General features: G+C 55.4%; 20 protein-coding genes. 5 read left to right on the top strand and 15 right to left on the bottom strand.

The window, feature by feature from the left end:
* Positions 1-88 precede the first annotated feature (88 nt).
* Positions 89-817: a GntR family transcriptional regulator gene (locus tag GY169_RS08165; protein ID WP_167575447.1), complete on the top strand. Its 729-nt coding sequence runs from the start codon at positions 89-91 to the stop codon at positions 815-817.
* On the opposite strand, the gene GY169_RS08160 is transcribed toward GY169_RS08165, so the two are convergent.
* Complete coding sequence (locus GY169_RS08160) at positions 814-1,713, bottom strand: LysR family transcriptional regulator (RefSeq protein WP_167575446.1); 900 nt, start codon at positions 1,711-1,713, stop codon at positions 814-816. The genes GY169_RS08165 and GY169_RS08160 overlap by 4 nt on opposite strands.
* 144 nt (positions 1,714-1,857) lie before the next feature.
* On the opposite strand from GY169_RS08160, the gene GY169_RS08155 reads away from it, so the two are divergent.
* Positions 1,858-2,175 (top strand): RcnB family protein, encoded by a 318-nt coding sequence (locus tag GY169_RS08155; RefSeq protein ID WP_163449362.1) that lies wholly within the window; start codon positions 1,858-1,860, stop codon positions 2,173-2,175.
* A gap of 45 nt (positions 2,176-2,220) precedes the next feature.
* On the opposite strand, the gene GY169_RS08150 is transcribed toward GY169_RS08155, so the two are convergent.
* The 6 genes from GY169_RS08150 to yehD all read right to left on the bottom strand — a co-directional run bounded on the left by GY169_RS08150 (position 2,221) and on the right by yehD (position 8,831).
* Entirely contained in the window at positions 2,221-2,550 is a 330-nt protein-coding gene (locus tag GY169_RS08150; protein WP_163449361.1) for a hypothetical protein, read from the bottom strand.
* 293 nt (positions 2,551-2,843) lie between these two features.
* Positions 2,844-3,953: an iron-sulfur cluster carrier protein ApbC gene (gene apbC / locus GY169_RS08145; protein ID WP_163447475.1), complete on the bottom strand. Its 1,110-nt coding sequence runs from the start codon at positions 3,951-3,953 to the stop codon at positions 2,844-2,846.
* A gap of 98 nt (positions 3,954-4,051) precedes the next feature.
* The gene (locus GY169_RS08140) at positions 4,052-5,071 is read right to left on the bottom strand and encodes a fimbrial protein (RefSeq protein WP_167575445.1); all 1,020 of its coding nucleotides are present in this window, start codon (positions 5,069-5,071) and stop codon (positions 4,052-4,054) included.
* 13 nt (positions 5,072-5,084) lie between these two features.
* Complete coding sequence (locus GY169_RS08135) at positions 5,085-7,550, bottom strand: fimbrial biogenesis outer membrane usher protein (RefSeq protein ID WP_167575444.1); 2,466 nt, start codon at positions 7,548-7,550, stop codon at positions 5,085-5,087.
* Positions 7,551-7,562: 12 nt separating this feature from the next.
* On the bottom strand, positions 7,563-8,246 hold the full coding sequence (locus GY169_RS08130) for a fimbria/pilus periplasmic chaperone (protein ID WP_163447478.1): 684 nt from the start codon (positions 8,244-8,246) through the stop codon (positions 7,563-7,565).
* Between the two features lie 51 nt (positions 8,247-8,297).
* On the bottom strand, positions 8,298-8,831 hold the full coding sequence (gene yehD, locus GY169_RS08125; protein ID WP_167575443.1) for a fimbrial protein YehD: 534 nt from the start codon (positions 8,829-8,831) through the stop codon (positions 8,298-8,300).
* Between the two features lie 462 nt (positions 8,832-9,293).
* Here yehD and metG point away from each other — a divergent pair, with 462 nt between their 5' ends.
* Entirely contained in the window at positions 9,294-11,327 is a 2,034-nt protein-coding gene (metG, locus tag GY169_RS08120) for a methionine--tRNA ligase (RefSeq protein WP_163447480.1), read from the top strand.
* A 73-nt stretch (positions 11,328-11,400) separates the two neighbouring features.
* Here metG and GY169_RS08115 read toward each other — a convergent pair whose 3' ends face one another.
* The 3 genes from GY169_RS08115 to GY169_RS08105 are packed head-to-tail and all read right to left on the bottom strand — an operon-like array spanning position 11,401 to position 14,320.
* On the bottom strand, positions 11,401-11,868 hold the full coding sequence (locus GY169_RS08115) for a DUF1456 family protein (protein ID WP_064544193.1): 468 nt from the start codon (positions 11,866-11,868) through the stop codon (positions 11,401-11,403).
* Between the two features lie 50 nt (positions 11,869-11,918).
* The gene (btsR, locus tag GY169_RS08110; protein WP_163447481.1) at positions 11,919-12,638 is read right to left on the bottom strand and encodes a two-component system response regulator BtsR; all 720 of its coding nucleotides are present in this window, start codon (positions 12,636-12,638) and stop codon (positions 11,919-11,921) included.
* Complete coding sequence (locus GY169_RS08105) at positions 12,635-14,320, bottom strand: sensor histidine kinase (protein WP_167575442.1); 1,686 nt, start codon at positions 14,318-14,320, stop codon at positions 12,635-12,637. The genes btsR and GY169_RS08105 overlap by 4 nt, the downstream gene beginning before the upstream one ends.
* Before the next feature lie 211 nt (positions 14,321-14,531).
* Between GY169_RS08105 and GY169_RS08100 the strand changes: the two genes are divergently transcribed.
* The gene (locus tag GY169_RS08100) at positions 14,532-15,251 is read left to right on the top strand and encodes a MerR family transcriptional regulator (protein WP_167575441.1); all 720 of its coding nucleotides are present in this window, start codon (positions 14,532-14,534) and stop codon (positions 15,249-15,251) included.
* 59 nt (positions 15,252-15,310) lie between these two features.
* Positions 15,311-15,424: a protein YohO gene (locus GY169_RS08095; protein ID WP_074398756.1), complete on the top strand. Its 114-nt coding sequence runs from the start codon at positions 15,311-15,313 to the stop codon at positions 15,422-15,424.
* Here GY169_RS08095 and GY169_RS08090 read toward each other — a convergent pair.
* The 5 genes from GY169_RS08090 to GY169_RS08070 all read right to left on the bottom strand — a co-directional run bounded on the left by GY169_RS08090 (position 15,399) and on the right by GY169_RS08070 (position 20,443).
* Positions 15,399-16,136, bottom strand: a complete 738-nt coding sequence (locus GY169_RS08090; protein ID WP_167575440.1) for an ABC transporter permease — start codon at positions 16,134-16,136, stop codon at positions 15,399-15,401. The genes GY169_RS08095 and GY169_RS08090 overlap by 26 nt on opposite strands.
* Positions 16,120-17,067, bottom strand: coding sequence for an ABC transporter ATP-binding protein (locus GY169_RS08085; protein ID WP_167575439.1), 948 nt, complete (start codon positions 17,065-17,067; stop codon positions 16,120-16,122). The genes GY169_RS08090 and GY169_RS08085 overlap by 17 nt, the downstream gene beginning before the upstream one ends.
* Complete coding sequence (locus GY169_RS08080; RefSeq protein WP_167575438.1) at positions 17,060-18,214, bottom strand: ABC transporter permease; 1,155 nt, start codon at positions 18,212-18,214, stop codon at positions 17,060-17,062. Before GY169_RS08080 ends, GY169_RS08085 begins: the two co-directional genes overlap by 8 nt.
* A gap of 12 nt (positions 18,215-18,226) precedes the next feature.
* Positions 18,227-19,138, bottom strand: coding sequence for an ABC transporter substrate-binding protein (locus GY169_RS08075; RefSeq protein ID WP_065357407.1), 912 nt, complete (start codon positions 19,136-19,138; stop codon positions 18,227-18,229).
* 69 nt (positions 19,139-19,207) lie between these two features.
* Entirely contained in the window at positions 19,208-20,443 is a 1,236-nt protein-coding gene (locus GY169_RS08070; protein ID WP_064544176.1) for an MFS transporter, read from the bottom strand.
* Between the last annotated feature and the right edge of the window lie 29 nt (positions 20,444-20,472).

Here is a 20,472-nt window from a genome sequence, read left to right as displayed (position 1 = left end):
GTAGTCTACTTTTAAAATAAATGAGATCTGGATAAAATTTTAAGGTATGCGATATACTCCCTGACGGGCTAAAACCAGGAGGTGGACATTGCGTAGGTATATTGAAATCGCGAATATAATCAGGGAAAGGATCGTCAATAATGTCTATGCGACCGGGGAGAAGATCCCTTACGGTCATCAGCTTTGTGAAGAGTTTAGCTGTAGCAAGATAACGCTAAATAACGCGCTGGAGATTCTGGTCAACGAGGGGTTTATTACCCGTCAGCGTGGTCTTGGCACCGTGGTCAAAACGGCTACCCCGCGCTATACCCACGCCGGGAGCAACCTGGTTTCGCCGATCCTGGGCGTGAGCACCATTAATCAGACGCAGGGGCATAATGTCAGAAGTCATCTGCTGCTGTTTGAAATTGCCAACCCTTCAGCTGAGGTGGCTGAAATGTTGGCGATCCAGGACGATCGCTTCTGCTGGCATTTTCGCCGCGTTCGCTACGTCGATGATCTTCCGCTCTCCATTGAAGACACGTGGCTTCCCGTACATATTCTGCCGGAGTTCACGCGTGAAAATGCGCTGGGGTCGATTTATCAGTATGTGGAAACCACATTACGTAAAATCCCCGCCAGCAGCCATACCCAGTTCTCTTCGCTGCCGAGCGATGATGAAGCGCAAGAGTGGCTTGAGCTACAGCCAAACGAGCCGGTGAGCGTCACCCGCTCGGTCACCTATCTTAGCGACGGACAGCCGTTCGAGTTCTGTACCAGCCGCTATCATTATCAGCGCTTTAACTATAATTCGGTCGTCCAACGCAACGGCGGCTAAGGCTGCTTCGCCGCACAATCCGCCTTCACCGCCTCATACAGCAACCGCACCGCGGCAGAGAGTTGTTTGCGGTGCGGGCAGATCATATTCAGCGGCACTCTGTCGCCCAGGTAGTTCGGCAGCAGCACCTTGAGCCGCCCTTCTCGCAGATCGTCGCTGACATCCAGCCCCGATTTAAACGCAATCCCCTCACCGGCTACCGCCAGACGACGGATCACCTCAGCGTCATCGCTGGTGATATTGCCAGAAACCTGCACGCTGTGTTCTACGCCGTCGAGGCTGAGCGGCCAGCGGTCAAAGGGACGTCCGCGCAGCACGTAGGTTAGTGCATTACAGCGTTCAAGGTCGGCTAGCGTCTGCGGTTCGCCGTGGCGGGCAATCCAGTCTGGCGACGCCACCAGCACCCGGCGATTCTCCGGCGCGACGGGCAGCGAGACGAACGATGCATCGTCGTTTTCACCGTAGCGGAATGCCACGTCCACCGGATCTTTAAAGACATCGGTGCGATGATCGGAAAACAAAATCCGTAGCCGCAGCGCCGGGTATCGTGTGCGGAACTCACGGAAAACATTCAGCAGAAGATTACGCCCGAGATCGGACGGTACGGCAATTTGCAGCGTGCCGCTGACTTCATCATTGGGCGTGTTAATTTGCTGTAGCCCGTTTTGCAGCGCATCCAGCATTTGCAGAGCGTACGGTAGCCAGGTTTCTCCTTCCACCGTCAGCCGTAAGCTGCGCGTCGAGCGGGCAAACAGGCGAATATTGAGCGCCGTCTCCAGACGCTTGATTGCCGAGCTAACCTGCGCGGGCGGGATGCCAGCCTCTCGCGCTGCCTCGCTAAAACTGCCGAGCGCCGCCGCGCGGACGAACAGTGATAAATCTTCCAGCCTGAACATGTTGGCTCCTCACAGAATAATCCTCAAAACGTGCATCATCGCTGTTTGCTTACACTTTTTAAGAAAGCAGCGCTTGCCATTCAGCCCGCGCATCAGGAATCATACGGAGCTGCAATTTTATATCCAGGATAATGTGGGGATAGTATGCGTAAAACTAAAATGATGCTTCTGGGCGTACTGTTGGCAACGGCAGGTGCGGCATGGGCGGCTCCGGCCACCGGCATCAAGCAGTATGAGTTGAAAGAGTTCACCGCCGATTTCACGCGATTCAAAATTGGCGATAACGCTCCCGCGATGTACCTGACGCCGGAGTACAACATCAAGCAGTGGCAGCAGCGTAATCTGCCCGCACCGGATGCCGGCACCCACTGGACGTACATGGGCGGGAACTATGTACAGATCGGTGATACCGACGGCAAAATCAGCAAGATTTACGACGGTGAAATTTTCTATCACCGTTAATCACCCGCCAGCGGCGATCGCCTCACCGCTGGCCCGTTTTATTGGCTAGAAATAATGTACGCCGTTCTGATTCAAATATTGATTAACCGCTACCTCGCCCGCCAGACGCTCATATAATAACAGGATGCTTAATAGTAAATCGCCGCCGCTGCGTAACAGATCATCCGGGGCAATATGATTATTCTCTTCAGCCAGTTCGCTCAGATGTTCAATTATCTCCCGATATTCACCATAAATATTGACCGGCAACGTTTTCTCAACCATCTGTTCGCGGCAGTAGCGCATCGCATCGGCGGACTTCTCGCTCAGCGAGCGGCTCTGCATCAGCAATACCAGCAGCTCACGCAACTTCATCATCAACGTTTCATTATTCATTTTTCTCTCCATTGCCGCATTAATAATAATTACCACAAATAACAGGAGATGATTAACGCTCAAATTTTGCAAAGGGTGATAAAATTGAACATCTCATACACTGAGAGAGAAAACAATGTTATTAAATTGCATGATTGATTAACATCAAAACAACCAAATAATTACTTTTTCCGGATGCAATATTATTATAAAAATAAATACATAATGGGAATAAGATAATAAATAAGGATATATTCAGAAAAATAAATCTTAGCTCGTGCGGTACAAGGTGCACCGCACGAGAATAGGAGGAATTACACCGCGCGGAATGCAATCTCGCTTGGGATAACCTCACCCTGCCAGTAGAGTTGCGCGGCGACACGGCCCGCAAGCTGGCGATAAATCTCGGTGAACTCGCTGTCCGGGCGCGCGACCACGGTCGGAGTGCCTTTATCAAGATCTTCACGAAGATTAATGTGCAGCGGCATCTGGCCCAGCAGCTGGGTATGGTATTTCTCCGCCAGCTTCTCCGCGCCGCCGGTACCGAAGATAGGCTCGTGGTGACCACAGTTGCTGCAAATGTGCATGCTCATGTTTTCCACAATGCCCAACACCGGCACTTCGACCTTCTCGAACATCACGATGCCTTTTTTGGCGTCGATCAGCGCGATATCCTGCGGCGTAGTGACCACGACAGCCCCGGTCACCGGAATATTCTGCGCCAGCGTTAGCTGGATATCACCGGTGCCTGGCGGCATGTCGAGAACCAGATAGTCGAGATCGGGCCACAGGGTCTCCTGCAGCATCTGCATCAGCGCTTTACTGGCCATCGGGCCGCGCCAAACCATGGCGTTGTCGTCAGTCACCAGATAACCAATGGAGTTGGTCGCCAGACCGTGCGCCATAATCGGCGCCATGTGGGTGCCGTCCGGAGACGTCGGACGCTGGTTTTCCGCGCCCAGCATGTTCGGGATCGATGGGCCGTAGATGTCGGCATCCAGAATGCCTACTTTCGCCCCTTCAGCAGCCAGCGCCAGCGCCAGGTTAACGGCGGTGGATGATTTACCGACCCCACCTTTGCCGGAACTGACGGCAATAATGTTTTTCACGCCGTTGATGCCCGGCTGGTTTTTCACACGCTTCAGCGTGGCGATGCTATGCGACAGCTTCCAGTCGATGGCTTTCGCCCCGGTCACCCGCAGCAGTTCAGCGCTGGTTTGCTCTTTTAATTCTTCAAAGGCGCTGTGCCAGACAAACGGCATCTGCAGTTCGATGTGAACGGTGTCGTCCAGCCAGGCGACATGGTGCAGCGCTTTCAGCGTCGTTAAGTTGTGCTTCAGCGTGGGGTGCTGGAAGTTTGCCAGCGTGCCGGCCACCATCGCACGTAGACGTTCAGGTGATTTGGCCTGGGATTCTGAGTTCATCCCGACTCCTTTGTTCTTGTGAATGAATGCGTCTCTTGTAGTTTACCTGAAAGGGACACGATCCCCCACTACAAGCGCATTTCGCGATAAAAAGCGGACTACTCATAGTTCACAAAAATCAGCGCCGTCGCCTGCAGCGCGCCGGGCTTAACCTTCTGGCGGTCGTAAACGTAGTAGCTAGCCGTCAGCGGAATCATCAACGTTGTCGCATTAAGCGCCTGGCCTGCGCTGGCGCGCCAGAGATTATCGGCACTGTCCTTCGCGCCCTTCACGGTTGACAGCGCCACCGTCTTGCCGCCGCTATCCAGCACAAACCCCACGCCGTTGGACTCGCTGCCCCGTAAGACCGTACGACTGCCGTTCAGCAGGTCAGCGCTATAGAGGTAAACCGACATACCGCGCGTGGTTTGCAGGCTGGGCCCCTGCAGGTCGCGACATTGCAGCCTTATCGCGCTGGTTCGGCTTTTCCCGCTAACGACGCCGCTCGTCGGCAGCTCTGACAGCGCAACATCCGGCAACGTTAAGGCCAGGTCATCAGGAAGGCAGGTACTCTTTTTCGGGCGATAAATAATGGTCAGGTTCTCAACATAAGAGTCGCCCTTCAGGCTATTGGTTATATAGTTCACACAGCCAGTCCAGCTTAGGGTTTTACAGACGCCGAGGATAAAATTGATCAAACTGTTCGAATTACCACCAGTATTGGCGATCAGCACGCCTGGAACATATACCGAGTCTGCACCACTGGTCGTCGCCTCATAAGCAGCGTGGCTAAGCTTTACCGTGTAGGACAGCGTTTTCTCGGTGGTGCTGGTCGTACCAATCGTTTCAGAGGTTTTATCCGTCTGGACCGTCAGCTTGAGTTTCTGCCCGTTGCTAAACGGGCCGATCACGCTGTCTTTCACCACGGGAATATAGCTAATGGTGTCGTTTGCCGAATCGCACTTAATCCCGGAAAAGGTCACGCTGACGATGGTTGTGTACTGCTGCGTCAGCGCAAACTGTTCATCAACGGTGACCTCCGAGTCATGAGAAAATGAGACGGCCGACGATTTACACACCGCCCAACCGCTACTGGCATAGCCGCACAATACTAACGCGGCGATGATGGCTCCCTTCATGACGCCTCCTTTCTCAATGACAAATATAGGTTTTCAGTTCATCAATTTGCGTATCGAAGGTGACCACGCAGCGACTCTCTTGAGGGCCATCAAGCCGTACCGAAACGCTGCGCGGCAGGACGTCAGTACGGATAAACAACCGGCTGCCCTGCCCGACGAGCCCCACGTTATGGCCGCGGCTGTCCTCAACGTCATTGCCAAAGGTAAGCGGCGTGCCGTCTGGCCGCTGCGCTTTTATAAACCAGGGTTTGCGCGTATCGGTATCGAAGTGCGCCAGCACCACCGCGCCCCGCACCGGGGCCACGCTTTTTCGATTGCCAATAAGCTCGGTCTGGGTGGCGCTGCCGGAGACGTCCAGCGTGAGATGGTTTTCGCGGTATGGCGACAAATTGTCATAAACCACCGTACCGTTACCATTAGTGGTGCGGTATTTCTGTCCGTTGACAAACGCCCCTTCCAGCCCAGGCGCATCAAGAATCGCGACGGTTTCCGCCAGTCGATTAGCCAGGCTCACCCCACCCGACCACAGCACCATTCCCCCGGAAATGTTGCCGCTCATTTGCCGATACTGTGAAGATTGGCTATAGCTGCCGCCGAGCGTCGCGACTGGCGTATTCCAGCTCACATTGGTCCCGGCCGTGGTCTCCTGATGTTGCTGCTGATGGCTCAGGTTAACGCCGTAGGTAAACTGATCTCGTTCACCGAGCGTGCCGGAAAGTCCGGTATTGTTCGCCGTAAAGCCCTCGTTATCAAAGGTAGTTGAGTTGGAAATCGCCATTTGGCGGCGCGCGCCAGTCATGCCGTCGCCCCACATAAAAGGGATGGAAATGAAGATGTTAAAGCGCTTGTCATCACGACGATCGTCGGTGTAGGTCTGGCTGGCGGAGAGCGTCCAGGAGACGCGCCGCCAGCTGTTTGAATAGCTAAGCTGATAATCTTCACTGTGGCCGCCGCGCTGCCAGTAGTCACGCCACAGTAAACTTAAGGAAAAGGCTCCCCATCCCGCGGCCAGCGGCTGGCTGATATTGGCGGAGAAACTGTTTTTACGCCCGAAGTCGTTCTGGTAATAGTCGCCAATATCGTAGACATCGTGCTGTTCATGCGTATAGCTGTCTTTGTTGTTCGCCCACACATGATCGTTAAAGGTACGGTAATCTCGCGACGAGTAGCGATAGGCCGCAAGACCAAAATGGGTGGCGGTTCGGTTAAGATATTTGTTGTACGCGAGCTGATAACTTTGACCATCGAACGTACCGTTGTCCTGACGACTGTGCGAACGTACGGCATCCAGCGAAAACGCGCCCCAGCGGGTATTCCAGCCGGAGCCTATCGTGAAGGCGTTATAGTTACTCGCCAGCATCGCGCCGCCGTACAGCGTCACCAGGCTATTCAGACCATACTGGTAACTGACCTGGGTGAAATCGCTCTGTCGGCTGGCCCCTTCAATCTGACTGCGTCCCACCACGGCGTCATATTTTGCCACGCCGGGCTGGAGCATATTTGGCACTGAGCCATAGGGCACCAGATATTGCGTCAGCGTGCCATCGGCCTCTTTCACCGTCACGTCAAGATCGGCCCCGCCGCCTGCCAACTGGAGATCGGCAATCGCAAACGGACCGGGCGGGACTTCCTTCTGATACACCACAAAGCCGTTCTGCTCTATCGTCACCAGCGCATTGCTCTGGGCAATCCCCTTCACCAGCGGCGTAAAATTCTGCTTTGAGTTTGGCAGCATTTGCAGATCCCGATACAGACGCACGCCGCGAAAACGGACTGCGTCAAAGAGATCTGCAGAGGTATACATCTCCCCAGCGCGCAATACGCCCAGGAGCGATGAAAGGCTTCGTTCGAGATACAGAGTATTGCTTTTCCACACGCCGGCATCGCTATTGACCTGGTTAAAACTGGCATCAGAGTGCAGCTGCCAGCCCAGCAAATTAAGTCCGCTGTTAAACCGTGCGTAGGTATTTTTGCTGCTCCCTGCGGAATGATAATCGCTGTGGTATTGACTGACATAATAAGAAGTGTAAAACGCATTTATTCCGCGCTGCCAGTTTTCGGGCGCAATATATCCTTGCTCAACCTCATCAACAAAGGCTTGCGGCACCGAGAGATCCAGACGAAAAACGCTAATATCAAACGTGTAGCTTCCGCCCTGCACTGCCTGTTCTAATGAAATGCAGGATGATTCGGGTAATGCTTTCAGGTTAATCCCCATCAATTGGATCTGAGCACGCGTCAGGCAGGTATTATCGGTAATATTCACCGTATATTTCCCGCGCCATTGCTGATTAACATAAACATCCAGTTCATATTCGCCGGCAATCGGCTGTTGGCCGGATAATTGAAAACGGTCAGTTTTAACGCCCTGCATCCCACCAATCATAAAATGGGTATCGAAGGTTTCCTCTTCAGCCTGAACACAGCCAGCGAATAATGATAATAATACTGTCGAAGCTAAAGGGGCCATCCTTAACATAATCGGCTCCTGTTATTTTACGTTAATCCTGTCGCTGATATAGTTGCCGTGATCGTCAATAATCGTCAGAGAATATTGAGGTGCATTATTATTTTTCAGCGTTATCGTCTGATAGGCTCGTGGCGGTAACATGACTGTCTCGCCATTCACTTTGACATCATTCACTTTTATATCGGTAAGGGTAATCCAGTTAGCGTTATCATTTTTAATAACCATCTCCCGTCCGGTATAACTTAACGAGATCTGGCGAAAACTCGCGCGACTCACCGGGGCGATTCCCGTGGGTCGCCAGAAAAGTTTGATGCGATTTTGCAGCGCAAACTTAATCACATTTTTACTGCTGTTTTGCGCATCGTTAGGTGGAATACTCAGTACGTTTAAAAAGAACAGGCTCTCTCTATCCTGGGCTAACGTATTGGGCATTTTTTTGATTTTTATCTGCTGGCCGGAGTTTCCCGCCACCTTGACGACCGGCGGTGTCAGCAGAAACGGAACGTCAATGTTTTCCGGCGACCGCGACGTATCGCCATCATCAATCCACGATTGCACCAGCGAGGAACGCTCGCCTTGATTCATCACCTGGACCACAATATCCCGTTTTTCTGCTGGGTAAATCACCCGGGTCCCATACAGCACCACGCCAGCCTGAGCAGATAAACTGATTACCGCCAGGGTTAAGGCTATTATTTTTTGCATATTCATCCAGGAATAAACGGCGGCGTTCGCCGCCGTTTATTTACAATATAATTAATCAGAGAAAACCTGCATGGTAATACTAGAATCAACCTCTCCGCTGGTTACCGTGCCGCTGGTACGGGCATAATATGCGGAGAAATCCAGTGTATAAATACCGTCAGCCTGTTTCACCAGCGTGATTGATTTTTGCGGGCTAATGGCTTCTGTTGAATTATTCATGTGTACTTTAAAACCGACACCATTTTCACCCGCGGTGTTGCGGGTAATGTCACTACCATTTCCGTTAAAGCCATCTACAGCAAATGAAATACGCGGCGTAACATTCGGATCGCATTTAAACTTAATATTACCCACTGCGCTACTGGAATATTCTTTCAGTTCCTGGCCGGCATTCAGCGTATTGAATGCATCAACGCTGACGTCTGGCATCGTAATTGTAGCCTGGCTTTTGCCATCCTCAATCTGGCAAGTCGTGCCCAACACTTTACCGTTAATATGCAATACCGCTTCATCGTCCGCGGCCATAGCGCCTGCGCTCATCATAACTGCAGCTAATACCGAAGCAGACAGAATTGAATATTTCATAATGATATCCTTATTAGTATTTATTTGATTGTTGTTAAGGGTTGTTTCCCTTGAAGTAAAATTCTCACATGCGAAAAGTGTCTGCAATGTAATACTTTTGTTTTATTGATTAAAAACAAATTACACATAGCAGTATAATTACAACAAATATCTAATGATAATTATTATTTCTTAATAAATTAATTAAGCGCAAAAAACACCCATCCAGATCATTAAAACAAATAAAAAATAAAACAACATTCATAAAAATGATCTTTATATTTATGCCCACCGCGACGTGGTAAAAAAATGGCTACCAGGTCGCTGTTGCTTCTTACACAGTCCGGAAAATCGTCGTTTTTCTGCGCGAATATCCCGCCAGCTTGATTTAGCACGTGATGAGGCACGCTTTGGGCTTACCAAAGGAAAGCCTTTCAGGTAACATCAAAAGCCCTTTTCACTACATAAGAAGTAACGTTCACTATGACTCAAGTCGCGAAGAAAATTCTGGTAACGTGCGCCCTGCCGTACGCCAACGGTTCCATCCACCTCGGCCATATGCTGGAGCACATCCAGGCTGATGTCTGGGTCCGTTACCAGCGAATGCGCGGCCACGAGGTTAACTTCATCTGCGCGGACGATGCCCACGGCACGCCGATTATGCTGAAAGCACAGCAACTGGGCATTACCCCAGAGCAGATGATTGCCGAGATGAGTCAGGAGCATCAGACGGACTTTGCGGGCTTTAACATCAGCTATGACAACTATCACTCAACGCACAGCGACGAGAACCGCGAGCTGTCCGAGCTGATTTACGGTCGCCTGAAAGAGAACGGTTTTATTAAAAACCGCACCATCTCTCAGCTGTACGATCCGGAAAAAGGCATGTTCCTGCCGGACCGTTTCGTTAAAGGCACCTGCCCGAAATGTAAATCACCGGACCAGTACGGCGATAACTGCGAAGTGTGCGGCGCGACCTATAGCCCAACCGAGCTTATCGAGCCGAAATCCGTGGTGTCTGGCGCCACACCGGTGATGCGTGAGTCTGAGCACTTCTTCTTTGATCTGCCGTCCTTCAGCGAAATGCTGCAGGCGTGGACCCGCAGCGGCGCGCTGCAGGAGCAGGTCGCCAACAAAATGCAGGAATGGTTTGAATCCGGCCTGCAGCAGTGGGATATCTCCCGCGATGCGCCGTACTTCGGCTTTGAAATCCCGAACGCGCCGGGCAAATATTTCTACGTCTGGCTGGACGCGCCAATCGGCTACATGGGTTCCTTCAAGAACCTGTGCGATAAGCGCGGCGACACCACCAGCTTCGACGCGTACTGGAACAAAGACTCCGACGCCGAGCTGTATCACTTTATCGGTAAAGACATTGTCTACTTCCACAGCCTGTTCTGGCCGGCGATGCTGGAAGGCAGCAACTTCCGCAAACCGACCAACCTGTTCGTCCACGGCTACGTGACGGTGAACGGCGCGAAGATGTCCAAATCTCGCGGCACCTTCATTAAAGCCAGCACCTGGCTGAACCATTTCGATGCCGACAGCCTGCGCTACTACTACACGGCGAAGCTCTCATCCCGCATCGACGATATCGACCTGAACCTGGAAGACTTTATCCAGCGCGTCAACGCCGACATCGTCAACAAAGTGGTCAACCTGGCTTCCCGTAACGCTGGCTTTATTGCTAAGCGTTTCGACGGCGTGCTGTCTGCTGAACTGGCTGACCCAGAGCTGTATAAAACCTTCACCGACGCGGCAGCCAGCATCGGCGAAGCGTGGGACAGCCGTGAATTCGGTAAAGCGATCCGTGAAATCATGGCGCTGGCCGATGTGGCTAACCGCTATGTTGATGAACAGGCTCCGTGGGTGGTGGCGAAACAGGAAGGCCGCGACGCCGACCTGCAGGCTATCTGCACCATGGGTCTGAACATGTTCCGCGTGCTGATGACCTGGCTGAAGCCGGTTCTGCCAGAGCTGGCCGCGCGTACCGAAGCGTTCCTCAACACTGAACTGAGCTGGGATGCGATCAACGCGCCGCTGGTGGGTCATAAGATCAACACCTTCAAGGCGCTGTATAACCGTATTGAAATGAAACAGGTGGAAGCGCTGGTGGAAGCGTCAAAAGAAGAAGTGAAAGCTGCCGCAGCCCCGGTAACCGGCCCGCTGGCGGACGACCCGATTCAGGAAACCATCACCTTTGACGATTTCGCCAAAGTTGACCTGCGCGTGGCGCTGATTGAAAACGCCGAGTTCGTGGAAGGTTCCGACAAGCTGCTGCGTCTGACGCTGGATCTGGGCGGCGAGAAACGTAACGTCTTCTCCGGCATCCGCTCCGCATACCCGGACCCGCAGCCGCTGATCGGCCGCCTGACCATCATGGTGGCCAACCTGGCGCCGCGTAAGATGCGCTTCGGCATCTCGGAAGGGATGGTGATGGCCGCAGGTCCTGGCGGCAAAGATATCTTCCTGTTAAGCCCGGATGACGGGGCAAAACCAGGCCAGCAGGTAAAATAAACTGCATAAAAAAACGCTGCTTCGGCAGCGTTTTTTTGTAGGGTTTGGCTCAATACATTCCCGACGGTATAGCTTATTTCGCCGCGTGCTCGCGAATCGCCAGGCCGCGCAGGAAGTAGCGCAGGAACTGGTCGCCGCATTCGCGGAAATTTTTGTGGTCCGGCGCGCGCATCATGGCGGTGATTTCCGGCATCGACACGCGGAACTGCTGCTGCGTCAGGATCGCCAGAATATCATCGGTTTTCAGCGCAAAGGCGATACGCAGCTTTTTCAGTACGATGTTGTTGTTAATACGGCGTTCCACCGCCAGCGCCGGGGCGGATTCATCGCGACCACGTTTTTCGTAGATCAGGCCGTTCAGGAAGCACGACAGCATAATGTCCGGGCAACGTACGAAGCCTTCCTCATCCTCTTTGCGCAGCCACGGCACCAGCTGTTCAGCGGTGACGGCGGCTTCGCCCAGCGCGAAGATACGCACCAGATCGTTGTTGTTCATTTTCAGGATGTAGCGGACGCTGCGTAAAATATCGTTACTGACCATAGTGCCTTCGACGGTGGTGATGAAAAATTCGATGACCGATTCTACACGAATTACAGTCCCAGCGCCTCTTTCAGGCTCTTTAAATAGCGACGGCTCACCGGCACGGTCTGACCGTTACGCAGCAGCAGTTCAGCCTGGCCGTTATCCTCGAGACGAATTTCTTTCAAATGCGCCATGTTCACCAGATGCTGGCGATGACAGCGAATCAGCGGCGTGCGGCTCTCCAGCGTGCGCAGCGTCAGTTCGGTAAAACCCTCTTTGCCCTCGCCGCTGGTCACGTATACGCCGCTCATCCGGCTGCTGACAAACGCGACATCGTCCATTTGCAGCAGATAAATACGACTGTGCCCGGTACAGGGGATAAACTTCAGCGCCTGCTGGCCCTCGCTGAGCACCGAGACGTCCTGTGCCGCGCGTTCTTGCCGCAGGCGGGCGAGCGTTTTTTCCAGGCGTTTTTCTTCAATAGGCTTGAGCAGATAATCAAACGCATGCTCTTCAAACGCTTTGACCGCATATTCGTCAAAAGCGGTCAGAAACACGATGTACGGGCGATGTTCCGGATCCAGCATGCCGACCATTTCCAGGCCGCTGATGCGCGGCATCTGAATGTCCAGAAACAGCACGTCCGGACGCAGACGGTGCACCGCACCGATAGCCTCCACCGCATTGGCACACTCGCCGACAATCTCCAGGTCCGCCTGGGTTTGCAGCAGCACGCGCAGGTTCTCCCGCGCCAGCGGTTCATCATCGACAATCAGCACTTTAATCATGCGCTCTCCTCCAGAGGTAACCGCAGGGTAACACGGGTGAAACGGTCCGCTTCGCAGGCAACCGAGATGCCGCAGTCTTCGCCAAAGCGCATCTTGAGACGCTTATCCACCAGGCTCATGCCCAGCCCGCTGGACGGCGCGTTGGGCTGATACAGACCGGCGTTATCTTCAATCTCGAGCAGCAGATGCTGCCCCTGCCGGCTGGCGCGTAGCGTAATTTCGCCAACGTCCAACAACTGCGAGGTGCCGTGTTTAATGGCGTTCTCCACGATAGGTTGCAGGGTAAATGCCGGAAGCTGCTGGTTTGACAGCGCATCGGGTATCTCCAGATGCACCTGCAGCCGCGACTGAAAACGCGCCTTCTCGATTTGCAGATAGGCGTTCACGTGTTCTATTTCATCGGCCAGGGTGACAATTTCCGACGGGCGCTTGAGGTTCTTACGGAAAAAGGTCGACAGATACTGCACCAGCTGGCTGGCCTGCTCGCTGTCGCGGCGAATCACTGCTTTCAGCGTATTCAGCGCGTTAAACAGAAAATGGGGGTTCACCTGCGCGTGCAGCAGCTTGATTTCCGACTGCGTCAGCAGCGCTTTTTGCCGCTCGTACTGCCCGGCCAGAATCTGCGCCGACAGCAGTTGCGCGATGCCTTCGCCGAGGGTGCGGTTAATCGAACTGAACAGCCGATTTTTGGCTTCGTACAGCTTAATGGTGCCGATGACCCGCTGATTTTCGCCGCGAAGCGGGATCACCAGCGTTGAACCCAGTTTGCAGTTGGGATGAATGGAGCAGCGGTACGGCACTTCATTGCCATCGGCGTACACCACCTCACCGGTTTCAATGGTTTTCTGCGTGTAGCGCGAAGAGATCGGCTTGCCCGGCAGATGATGGTCTTCGCCGATGCCGGTAAAGGCGAGCAATTTTTCCCGGTCGGTGATCGCCACCGCGCCGATGTCCAGCTCCTGAATTAGCACCTGCGCCACCTTCATGCTGTTTTCTTCATTAAAGCCCTTGCGCAAAATCCCTTCTGTCGAGGCGGCAAGCTTCAGGGCGGTGGCCGAAAACGCCGAGGTATATTTCTCAAACATCGCCCGCTTATCCAGCAGGATACGCATAAACAGCGCCGCGCCGACCGTGTTGGTCACCATCATCGGCGCGGCGATGCTTTGCACCAGATGCAGCGCGTCTTCAAACGGGCGCGCAATCAGCAGAATAATCAGCATCTGTACCAGCTCGGCGACAAAGGTAATCGCCCCCGCCGTCCACGGGCTGAAGACCTTATCCGGGCGACCACGGCGAATCAGGATGCTGTGCACCAGCCCGCCCAGCAGCCCTTCCACCATGGTGGAGATCATACAGCTGAGCGCGGTCATCCCGCCCATTGAGTAGCGGTGCAGCCCGCCGGTCAGGCCGACCAGCCCGCCGACTACCGGGCCCCCCAGCAGGCCGCCCATCACGGCGCCAATAGCGCGAGTGTTGGCGATAGAGTCTTCAATATGCAGACCAAAGTAGGTGCCGAGGATACAAAAAATGGAGAAGGTGACATAACACAACAGCTTGTGCGGCAAACGCACAGTGACCTGCATCAGGGGAATAAACAGCCGCGTCTTGCTCATCAACCAGGCGATGACCAGAAAAACGCACATCTGCTGAAGCAGCAGCAACACCAGATTAAACTCGTACATACCCCAACACCACAGCAGAAATAAAACTGCGTAACATACACTTAGTCGGCATAACTTTCTTTGAAACCTGGCAAAAAAAGTGCAAAAAATGCTACCGATCACATTTTATCCATTCCGTCCTGGAGTGAAACGAATAAAAAACAACCGCAACAGGCCGCGACGGCAAACCCCGTCTAAAGTTAAATGGGGGATCGCATGCCCGGAGGATAAGATGGCGCTTTACACGATTGGCGAAGTGGCTCAGCTCTGTGATATCAACCCGGTAACGCTGCGGGCCTGGCAGCGGCGCTACGCGCTGTTAAAACCGCAGCGCAGCGACGGCGGGCACCGCCTGTTTAACGATGCCGATATTGACCGCATCCGCGAAATACAGCGTTGGATAGAAAACGGTGTCCAGGTCAGTAAAGTCAAAAACCTGCTGAGTGAGCCGGATGACGGCTGGCAGGAACAGCAGGAGACTGCGCTGCGCGACCTGCGCAACGGCAACCTCACCCATCTGCGACAATGGGTGAAAGAGCTGCGTCGCAGTCATAGCGCCCGAACCCTGGTGGATAATCTCTTCATCCCATTGCGTCAGCGTCTGCAAAACGCGCAGGTGACGCTGCCGACTCTGCTTGGTCTGCTGGATGGCGTACTGATTAACGACATTGCGCTCAGCCTCGCTTCCGCCCGGCGTAAATCCGGACCGCACGCGCTGGTGGTGGGCTGGAACGTCACCGATATCACCCGGCTGTGGCTGGAGGGTTGGGTGGCCTGTGAACAGGGATGGCGCGTCGACGTACTGGCCCACCCGCTCACGCAGATTCAGCCAGAGCTGTTCCCCGGCCAAACGCTGTTAATCTGGTGCGGTGCGGCCCCTGGCGCCCAACAGCTACAGCAGCTTGCACGCTGGCAGGAAGACGGCGTGGCCTTCGCACTTCCTGCTAATTAATCGTTCGTTAACAGCTGAGCTTCGCGGTATAATCTTTTGGTTAACAAAAGGAGTACACAATGAAGTCAGCTAAATTCGCCGCGATCGTCCTTTTTGCCCTGATGGCTATCAGCGGAATTGGTGGCGTGATGCTCGCCGGCTACTCGTTTATTGTGCGCGGCGGTGTCGGCTGAGCCTCAGGCTTAAGCGCTCAAAGGCGCGGTCGACGATAATCGCCGCCAGCGCCACCAGAATTGCCCCCTGCACCACATAGGCCGTATTGAATCCACTCAGGCCAATGATAATTGGCGTGCCCAGCGTATTGGCCCCCACCGTTGAGGCGATGGTCGCCGTGCCAATATTGACGATAACCGACGTGCGGATACCCGCCACGATCACCGGTGCCGCCAACGGCAGCTCGACTTTCCACAGCCGCTGTCCTCCCGTCATGCCCATTCCTTCCGCCACGCTCAGCGCCCCGACGGGTACGGACGCTAATCCGGCCAGCGTTCCCTGCAGTACCGGCAGAATACCGTAGAGAATCAGCGCGACAATCGCCGGCTGTTCCCCAAAGCCCATCACCGGCACCGCCAGCGCCAGCACCGCTACAGGCGGAAAGGTTTGCCCCATCGCCGCCAGCGTTTCCACCAGCGGACGAAACTCGCGCCCCGCAGGACGCGTAACCAGCACGCCCGCGCCAACGCCAATCACAACCGCCGCCAGGCTGGAGATGACCACCAGCTTGCCGTGCGCCAGCGTCAGCGCAAGAAACCCCGCCTGCTGATACAGCGGGCGCGGTTGTTCCGGAAAAAGCGTGTGAAACAGCGGCTCGCTATACGGCAGGCCAATCAGCAGCGCAATAAACAGTGCCAACAGCCATAGCAGCGGATCACGAAGGACGCGCATCGGCAGGCTCCTCACGCAGCAGGTCGGCAAAATGCAGCGCCCCGTATGCCACGCCTTTCTCGTTGACCACCGGCAACACCGTACGCCGCTGGGCCATAAACCCCGACAGCGCATCGCGCAGCGATAACGAATCGGCTATCGCTTCTCCTGCAACGCGTTCACCGTGGCGCACATAGTCGGCCACCTGGCGTAACGACAGCAGGCGTACACCCAGCTCGCTGCGACCAAAAAAGGTGCGGACAAACTCATTGCCCGGCGCGCTGAGCATATGCAGCGGCGAGCCCTGCTGCACCACTTCACCGCCATCGAGTAAAATCAGGTTATCCGCCAGACGCAGCGCTTCATCAATATCATGCGTCACCAGCACGATGGTACGCCCCAGCAGCCGGTGAATGCGGCGCATCTCCTGCTGCAATGCGCTACGGGTGACCGGGTCCAGCGCGCCGAAAGGTTCATCCATCAGCAAAACGTCGGGATCGCCCGCCAGCGCCCGCGCCACGCCGACGCGCTGCTGCTGGCCGCCGGAAAGCTGATGCGGGTAACGACCGCGCAGCGTGGGTTCCAGCCCGAGCAGGGCCATCAGTTCGTCGATACGCGCGTTCATTCTGGCCTTCGGCCATTTCAGCAGTTGCGGTACGGTGGCGATGTTCTGAGCGACCGTCCAGTGCGGAAACAGGCCAATCGATTGAATGGCGTACCCCATCCGTCGGCGCAGCGCCAGCAGCGACTGCTCGCGGATATCCTGTCCGGCGAAGCGAATCATCCCGCTGTCCGGCTCCACCAGTCGATTAATCATCTTCAGGGTGGTCGATTTTCCCGAGCCGGAAGTGCCAATCAGCACCGAGAACGCCCCTTCCTCAAGACGTAGTGACAGGTTTTTCACCGCCGGATGACCGCCGAATGTTTTATTGACCTGCGAAAATTCAATCACCGGCTTCTCCTTGAAGTAAGGTGGCGGCCAGACTCAGCAGCGCATCCAGGGTTACCGCCAGCGCAATCACCGGCATCACCCCCAGTAGCACCAGATCCAGCGCGCTACTGAGCAGCCCCTGAAACACCAGCGCGCCAAAGCCACCTGCGCCAATCAGCGCGGCGACCACCGCCATCCCCACGGTCTGTACCACCACGACCCGCAGGCTGCGTAGCAGCACGGGCAGCGCCAGCGGCAGTTGCACTCGCAGAAAAGTTTGACCACGGCCCATGCCCATCGCCGTCGCGCTTTCCAGCACCTGCGGCGACACCTGCTGCATCCCGGCGACCACGCCACGTACCAGCGGCAACAGCGCGTAGAGCACCAGCGCAATCAGCGCGGGCGCCAGGCCGGTGCCAGCCACGCCAAACGTCGCCAACCACGGAAAACGCTGCGCCAGCCCGGCCAGCGGCGCAATCAGCACGCCAAATAGCGCGACAGAAGGAATGGTTTGAATAATGTTCAGCACCGTGAAGACGCTCGACTGCCGTCGCGGATGACGCCAGCACGCCATCCCCAGCGGGACGCCAATCAGCAGCGCGGGCAGCAGCGTGCCCCACAACAGAGTCAGATGCTGGTACAGCGCGTCATTGAAGGTATCCTGGCGGTTGGCATATTCCTTGAGTAGCGATAACCCATCCAGCGCCCCGCTCGCAAGCAGCCAACATGGCAGCAGCCACAGTTGAACGTTAAGCAGCCATCGCCACGCCGCGCGAGTCGTGAGACGACGAATCGCATCGTTGGCGATAAGCAGCATCAGCAGTAACCACAGCCATAGTCCGCTGCCGGGCGAGGTACGCGCCAGCGGGCTGGCGCTTGCCGCAAGATGGTTGGCGGCCTCCCCCGCAGCCCATAGCAATAGCGTGAAGCCCGACTGCGCCAGCAGCAGAATAAGCAGGCCGGGAAAGCGGCCGGGCAGCCAGCATAAAATCCACAACGCCGCCGGTACCGCCAGCAGCGCCAGCGGCGAGAACGACCAAATTTGCCATAGCCACAGGCCATTGCCCGAAACCAGCCGGTTCGGGGCAAAATTGGCAAACGGTAGCGCGCTGGCGGCCAGCAGCATCAGTGCCAGCAGCGCCACCACGCGGTTAGAACAACGAGTCATGGGGATAATCGGTTACTTCACCCACCCTTTTTCTTTCAGGTAGCCCGCCGCCACGCTTTTCGCATCCAGCCCCTCTACCGCAATTCTGGCGTTCAGGGTTTGCAGCGTTTTTTCATCCAGGCTGGCAAACACCGGCTGTAACCATTTTTCGATATCCGGATAGGCTTTCAGCACCGCTTCGCGTACCACCGGCGTGGGCGCATAGATAGGCTGCACGCCTTTCGGATCGCTGAGGGTTTGCAATCCTAGCGCCGCCACGGGGCCGTCGGTACCATAGGCCATCGCCGCGTTCACCCCCGAAGTTTGCTGGGCGGCGGCTTTGATGGTCACCGCCGTGTCGCCACCGGCCAGCGACAGCAGTTGATCCTGGGAGAGTTTAAAATCGTAGGCTTTTTCGAAGGCAGGCAGCGCGTCCGGGCGTTCGATAAATTCCGCCGAGGCCGCCAGCTTGAAGGTGCCGCCATCCTTGAGATAGCGGCTCAGATCGGCAAGCGAGGTGAGCTTATTTTTTTCCGCCACGTCTTTACGCACAGCGAGCGTCCAGGTGTTATTCGCAGGCGCCGGCGTCAGCCAGACCAGATGATTTTTCTGCGCATCCAGCGCTTTCACCTTGTCATAGCCCGCTTTGGCGTTTTTCCACGCCGGGTCGTTTTCATCTTTGAAGAAGAAAGCGCCGTTACCGGTGTATTCCGGGTAGATATCCAGCGCGCCGGAAGTGATGGCGCCGCGCACCACCGGCGTGGTGCCCAGTTGAACTTTATTGACGGTGCTGACACCGTGGCTTTCCAGCACCTGCAAAATCAGATTACCGAGCAGCGCCCCTTCGGTGTCAATTTTTGATCCTACTTTCACCGGCTCGGCAGCCAGCGCCGGCAGGCTTACCGCGGCCAGCAATGCCAGCGTCCATCCCCTTGCAATCGTCATACGCTTTCCTCTTATTTTGCGCTCAATTAACAGTCGCTTAAGCAAAAAGCGTAGACGAAAATGGAGAATTCAGCCCTGTTCCGGCATTTTTAACGGGATCGTCAGCAAACTGGCGGCGAAATACAGCAGCGCAATCACCCACAGCGTGCCTTCAACGCCCAGCGGATTCACGCACAGCGTCACGATAAACGGCCCGACGAAGTTGCTGAGGCCGGATCCGAGATTGAGGCAGGAGATCGCCGCGCCTTTGTTTTCCGGCAGCAGTGAAGGAATAAGCGCGCTTAACGGGCCGAACGCGCCAAGGCCGATGGCATAAATCGCCAGCGCGGCAATCAGCGCTGCGCTACTGTGGCCGAACAACACCGGCGCGTAGCAGACCGCCAATGCCGCCAGCCCGCACAGCGTGCCGGCAAACCACACTACCGTGTTGCGCCAGCCAATGGTGTCGCCCAGCCAGCCGAAGAAGTAGTTGGCGAAGATATTAATCACGTTCACCAGCCCCCAGATGGTCAGCCACTCTTCAATGCTGAACCCAAAGCGCGGCAGATACACCGGCATCAAGATCACCAGCGAGAATTTGCCGATATCATTGATGCTTTTCACCACCACGGCGATACGCATTTTCGGCTCACGAACCAGCACAATGAGGCCTTCCGCCAGCGCCTGGCCAACCGCCTGCCCCTGCTGCCATTGAGGCTTATCGCGGTTGAGGATCAGCGCGCAGCCACAGCCCGCCAGCACGAAAATAAAGCCGGACAGCAGCGTGGTCGTTTCCCCCAGGCGCGGGATCATAAAGCCCGAGAACCATGGCCCGACGATGGTCATGCCGACGCCGAAGGCAATCCAGAACCAGGAAACGGCGCGCCCCAGAATGCGGCTTTCACAGCGCTGGTTGATCCACACCAGGAACGAATAGGCAAATAGCGGATAAGCCATGCCGCGTACCGCGTAGCTCACCATCATTAGCGGATAGTTGCTATCAGGCAGCGCGACAAAGATAAACGGCACCGAACCGACAAAATAGAGAATCGTCGCCAGCCACATCAGGCGACGAACGCCCAGCACGCCCGCGCCAATTCCGGAGAACCAGGAGATCGCCGCCACGCACAGGCCAAAGACCGAAGACAGCAGGCTGATATGCACCGCATCAAGGCCGCGCTGCTGTAGCAGTGATGCCAGCCAGCTTTGTTCAATGGTGGCGCCGGTAATAAACAGGAAGACGCCGACAAATCCCCACACCAGCTCGCGCGGCAGACCCAGCCTCGCCCAGATACCCTGTTGAATATATAAACTTTGATCGGTCATTTCTGTTATCCACAAAATTCCCGGGGTCG

Origin of the sequence: Kluyvera genomosp. 3 (assembly GCF_011765685.1) — a bacterium.
GTDB lineage: Bacteria > Pseudomonadota > Gammaproteobacteria > Enterobacterales > Enterobacteriaceae > Kluyvera > Kluyvera georgiana_A.
Note: the sequence above shows the minus strand (reverse complement) of the source record. Positions and strands in the feature narration are given on the sequence as shown.

Bases quoted from the DNA above. Each gene is read 5' to 3' on its own strand.
- yehD (WP_167575443.1), bottom strand. From the start codon at position 8,831: ATGAAATATTCAATTCTGTCTGCTTCGGTATTAGCTGCAGTTATGATG.
- GY169_RS08080 (WP_167575438.1), bottom strand. From the start codon at position 18,214: ATGACTCGTTGTTCTAACCGCGTGGTGGCGCTGCTGGCACTGATGCTG.
- GY169_RS08105 (WP_167575442.1), bottom strand. From the start codon at position 14,320: ATGTACGAGTTTAATCTGGTGTTGCTGCTGCTTCAGCAGATGTGCGTT.
- apbC (WP_163447475.1), bottom strand. From the start codon at position 3,953: ATGAACTCAGAATCCCAGGCCAAATCACCTGAACGTCTACGTGCGATG.
- GY169_RS08155 (WP_163449362.1), top strand. From the start codon at position 1,858: ATGCGTAAAACTAAAATGATGCTTCTGGGCGTACTGTTGGCAACGGCA.
- GY169_RS08115 (WP_064544193.1), bottom strand. From the start codon at position 11,868: ATGGTCAGTAACGATATTTTACGCAGCGTCCGCTACATCCTGAAAATG.
- GY169_RS08140 (WP_167575445.1), bottom strand. From the start codon at position 5,071: ATGAAGGGAGCCATCATCGCCGCGTTAGTATTGTGCGGCTATGCCAGT.
- GY169_RS08070 (WP_064544176.1), bottom strand. From the start codon at position 20,443: ATGACCGATCAAAGTTTATATATTCAACAGGGTATCTGGGCGAGGCTG.
- GY169_RS08100 (WP_167575441.1), top strand. From the start codon at position 14,532: ATGGCGCTTTACACGATTGGCGAAGTGGCTCAGCTCTGTGATATCAAC.
- GY169_RS08090 (WP_167575440.1), bottom strand. From the start codon at position 16,136: ATGCGCGTCCTTCGTGATCCGCTGCTATGGCTGTTGGCACTGTTTATT.
- GY169_RS08095 (WP_074398756.1), top strand. From the start codon at position 15,311: ATGAAGTCAGCTAAATTCGCCGCGATCGTCCTTTTTGCCCTGATGGCT.
- GY169_RS08130 (WP_163447478.1), bottom strand. From the start codon at position 8,246: ATGCAAAAAATAATAGCCTTAACCCTGGCGGTAATCAGTTTATCTGCT.
- metG (WP_163447480.1), top strand. From the start codon at position 9,294: ATGACTCAAGTCGCGAAGAAAATTCTGGTAACGTGCGCCCTGCCGTAC.
- GY169_RS08160 (WP_167575446.1), bottom strand. From the start codon at position 1,713: ATGTTCAGGCTGGAAGATTTATCACTGTTCGTCCGCGCGGCGGCGCTC.
- GY169_RS08135 (WP_167575444.1), bottom strand. From the start codon at position 7,550: ATGTTAAGGATGGCCCCTTTAGCTTCGACAGTATTATTATCATTATTC.
- GY169_RS08150 (WP_163449361.1), bottom strand. From the start codon at position 2,550: ATGAATAATGAAACGTTGATGATGAAGTTGCGTGAGCTGCTGGTATTG.
- btsR (WP_163447481.1), bottom strand. From the start codon at position 12,638: ATGATTAAAGTGCTGATTGTCGATGATGAACCGCTGGCGCGGGAGAAC.
- GY169_RS08075 (WP_065357407.1), bottom strand. From the start codon at position 19,138: ATGACGATTGCAAGGGGATGGACGCTGGCATTGCTGGCCGCGGTAAGC.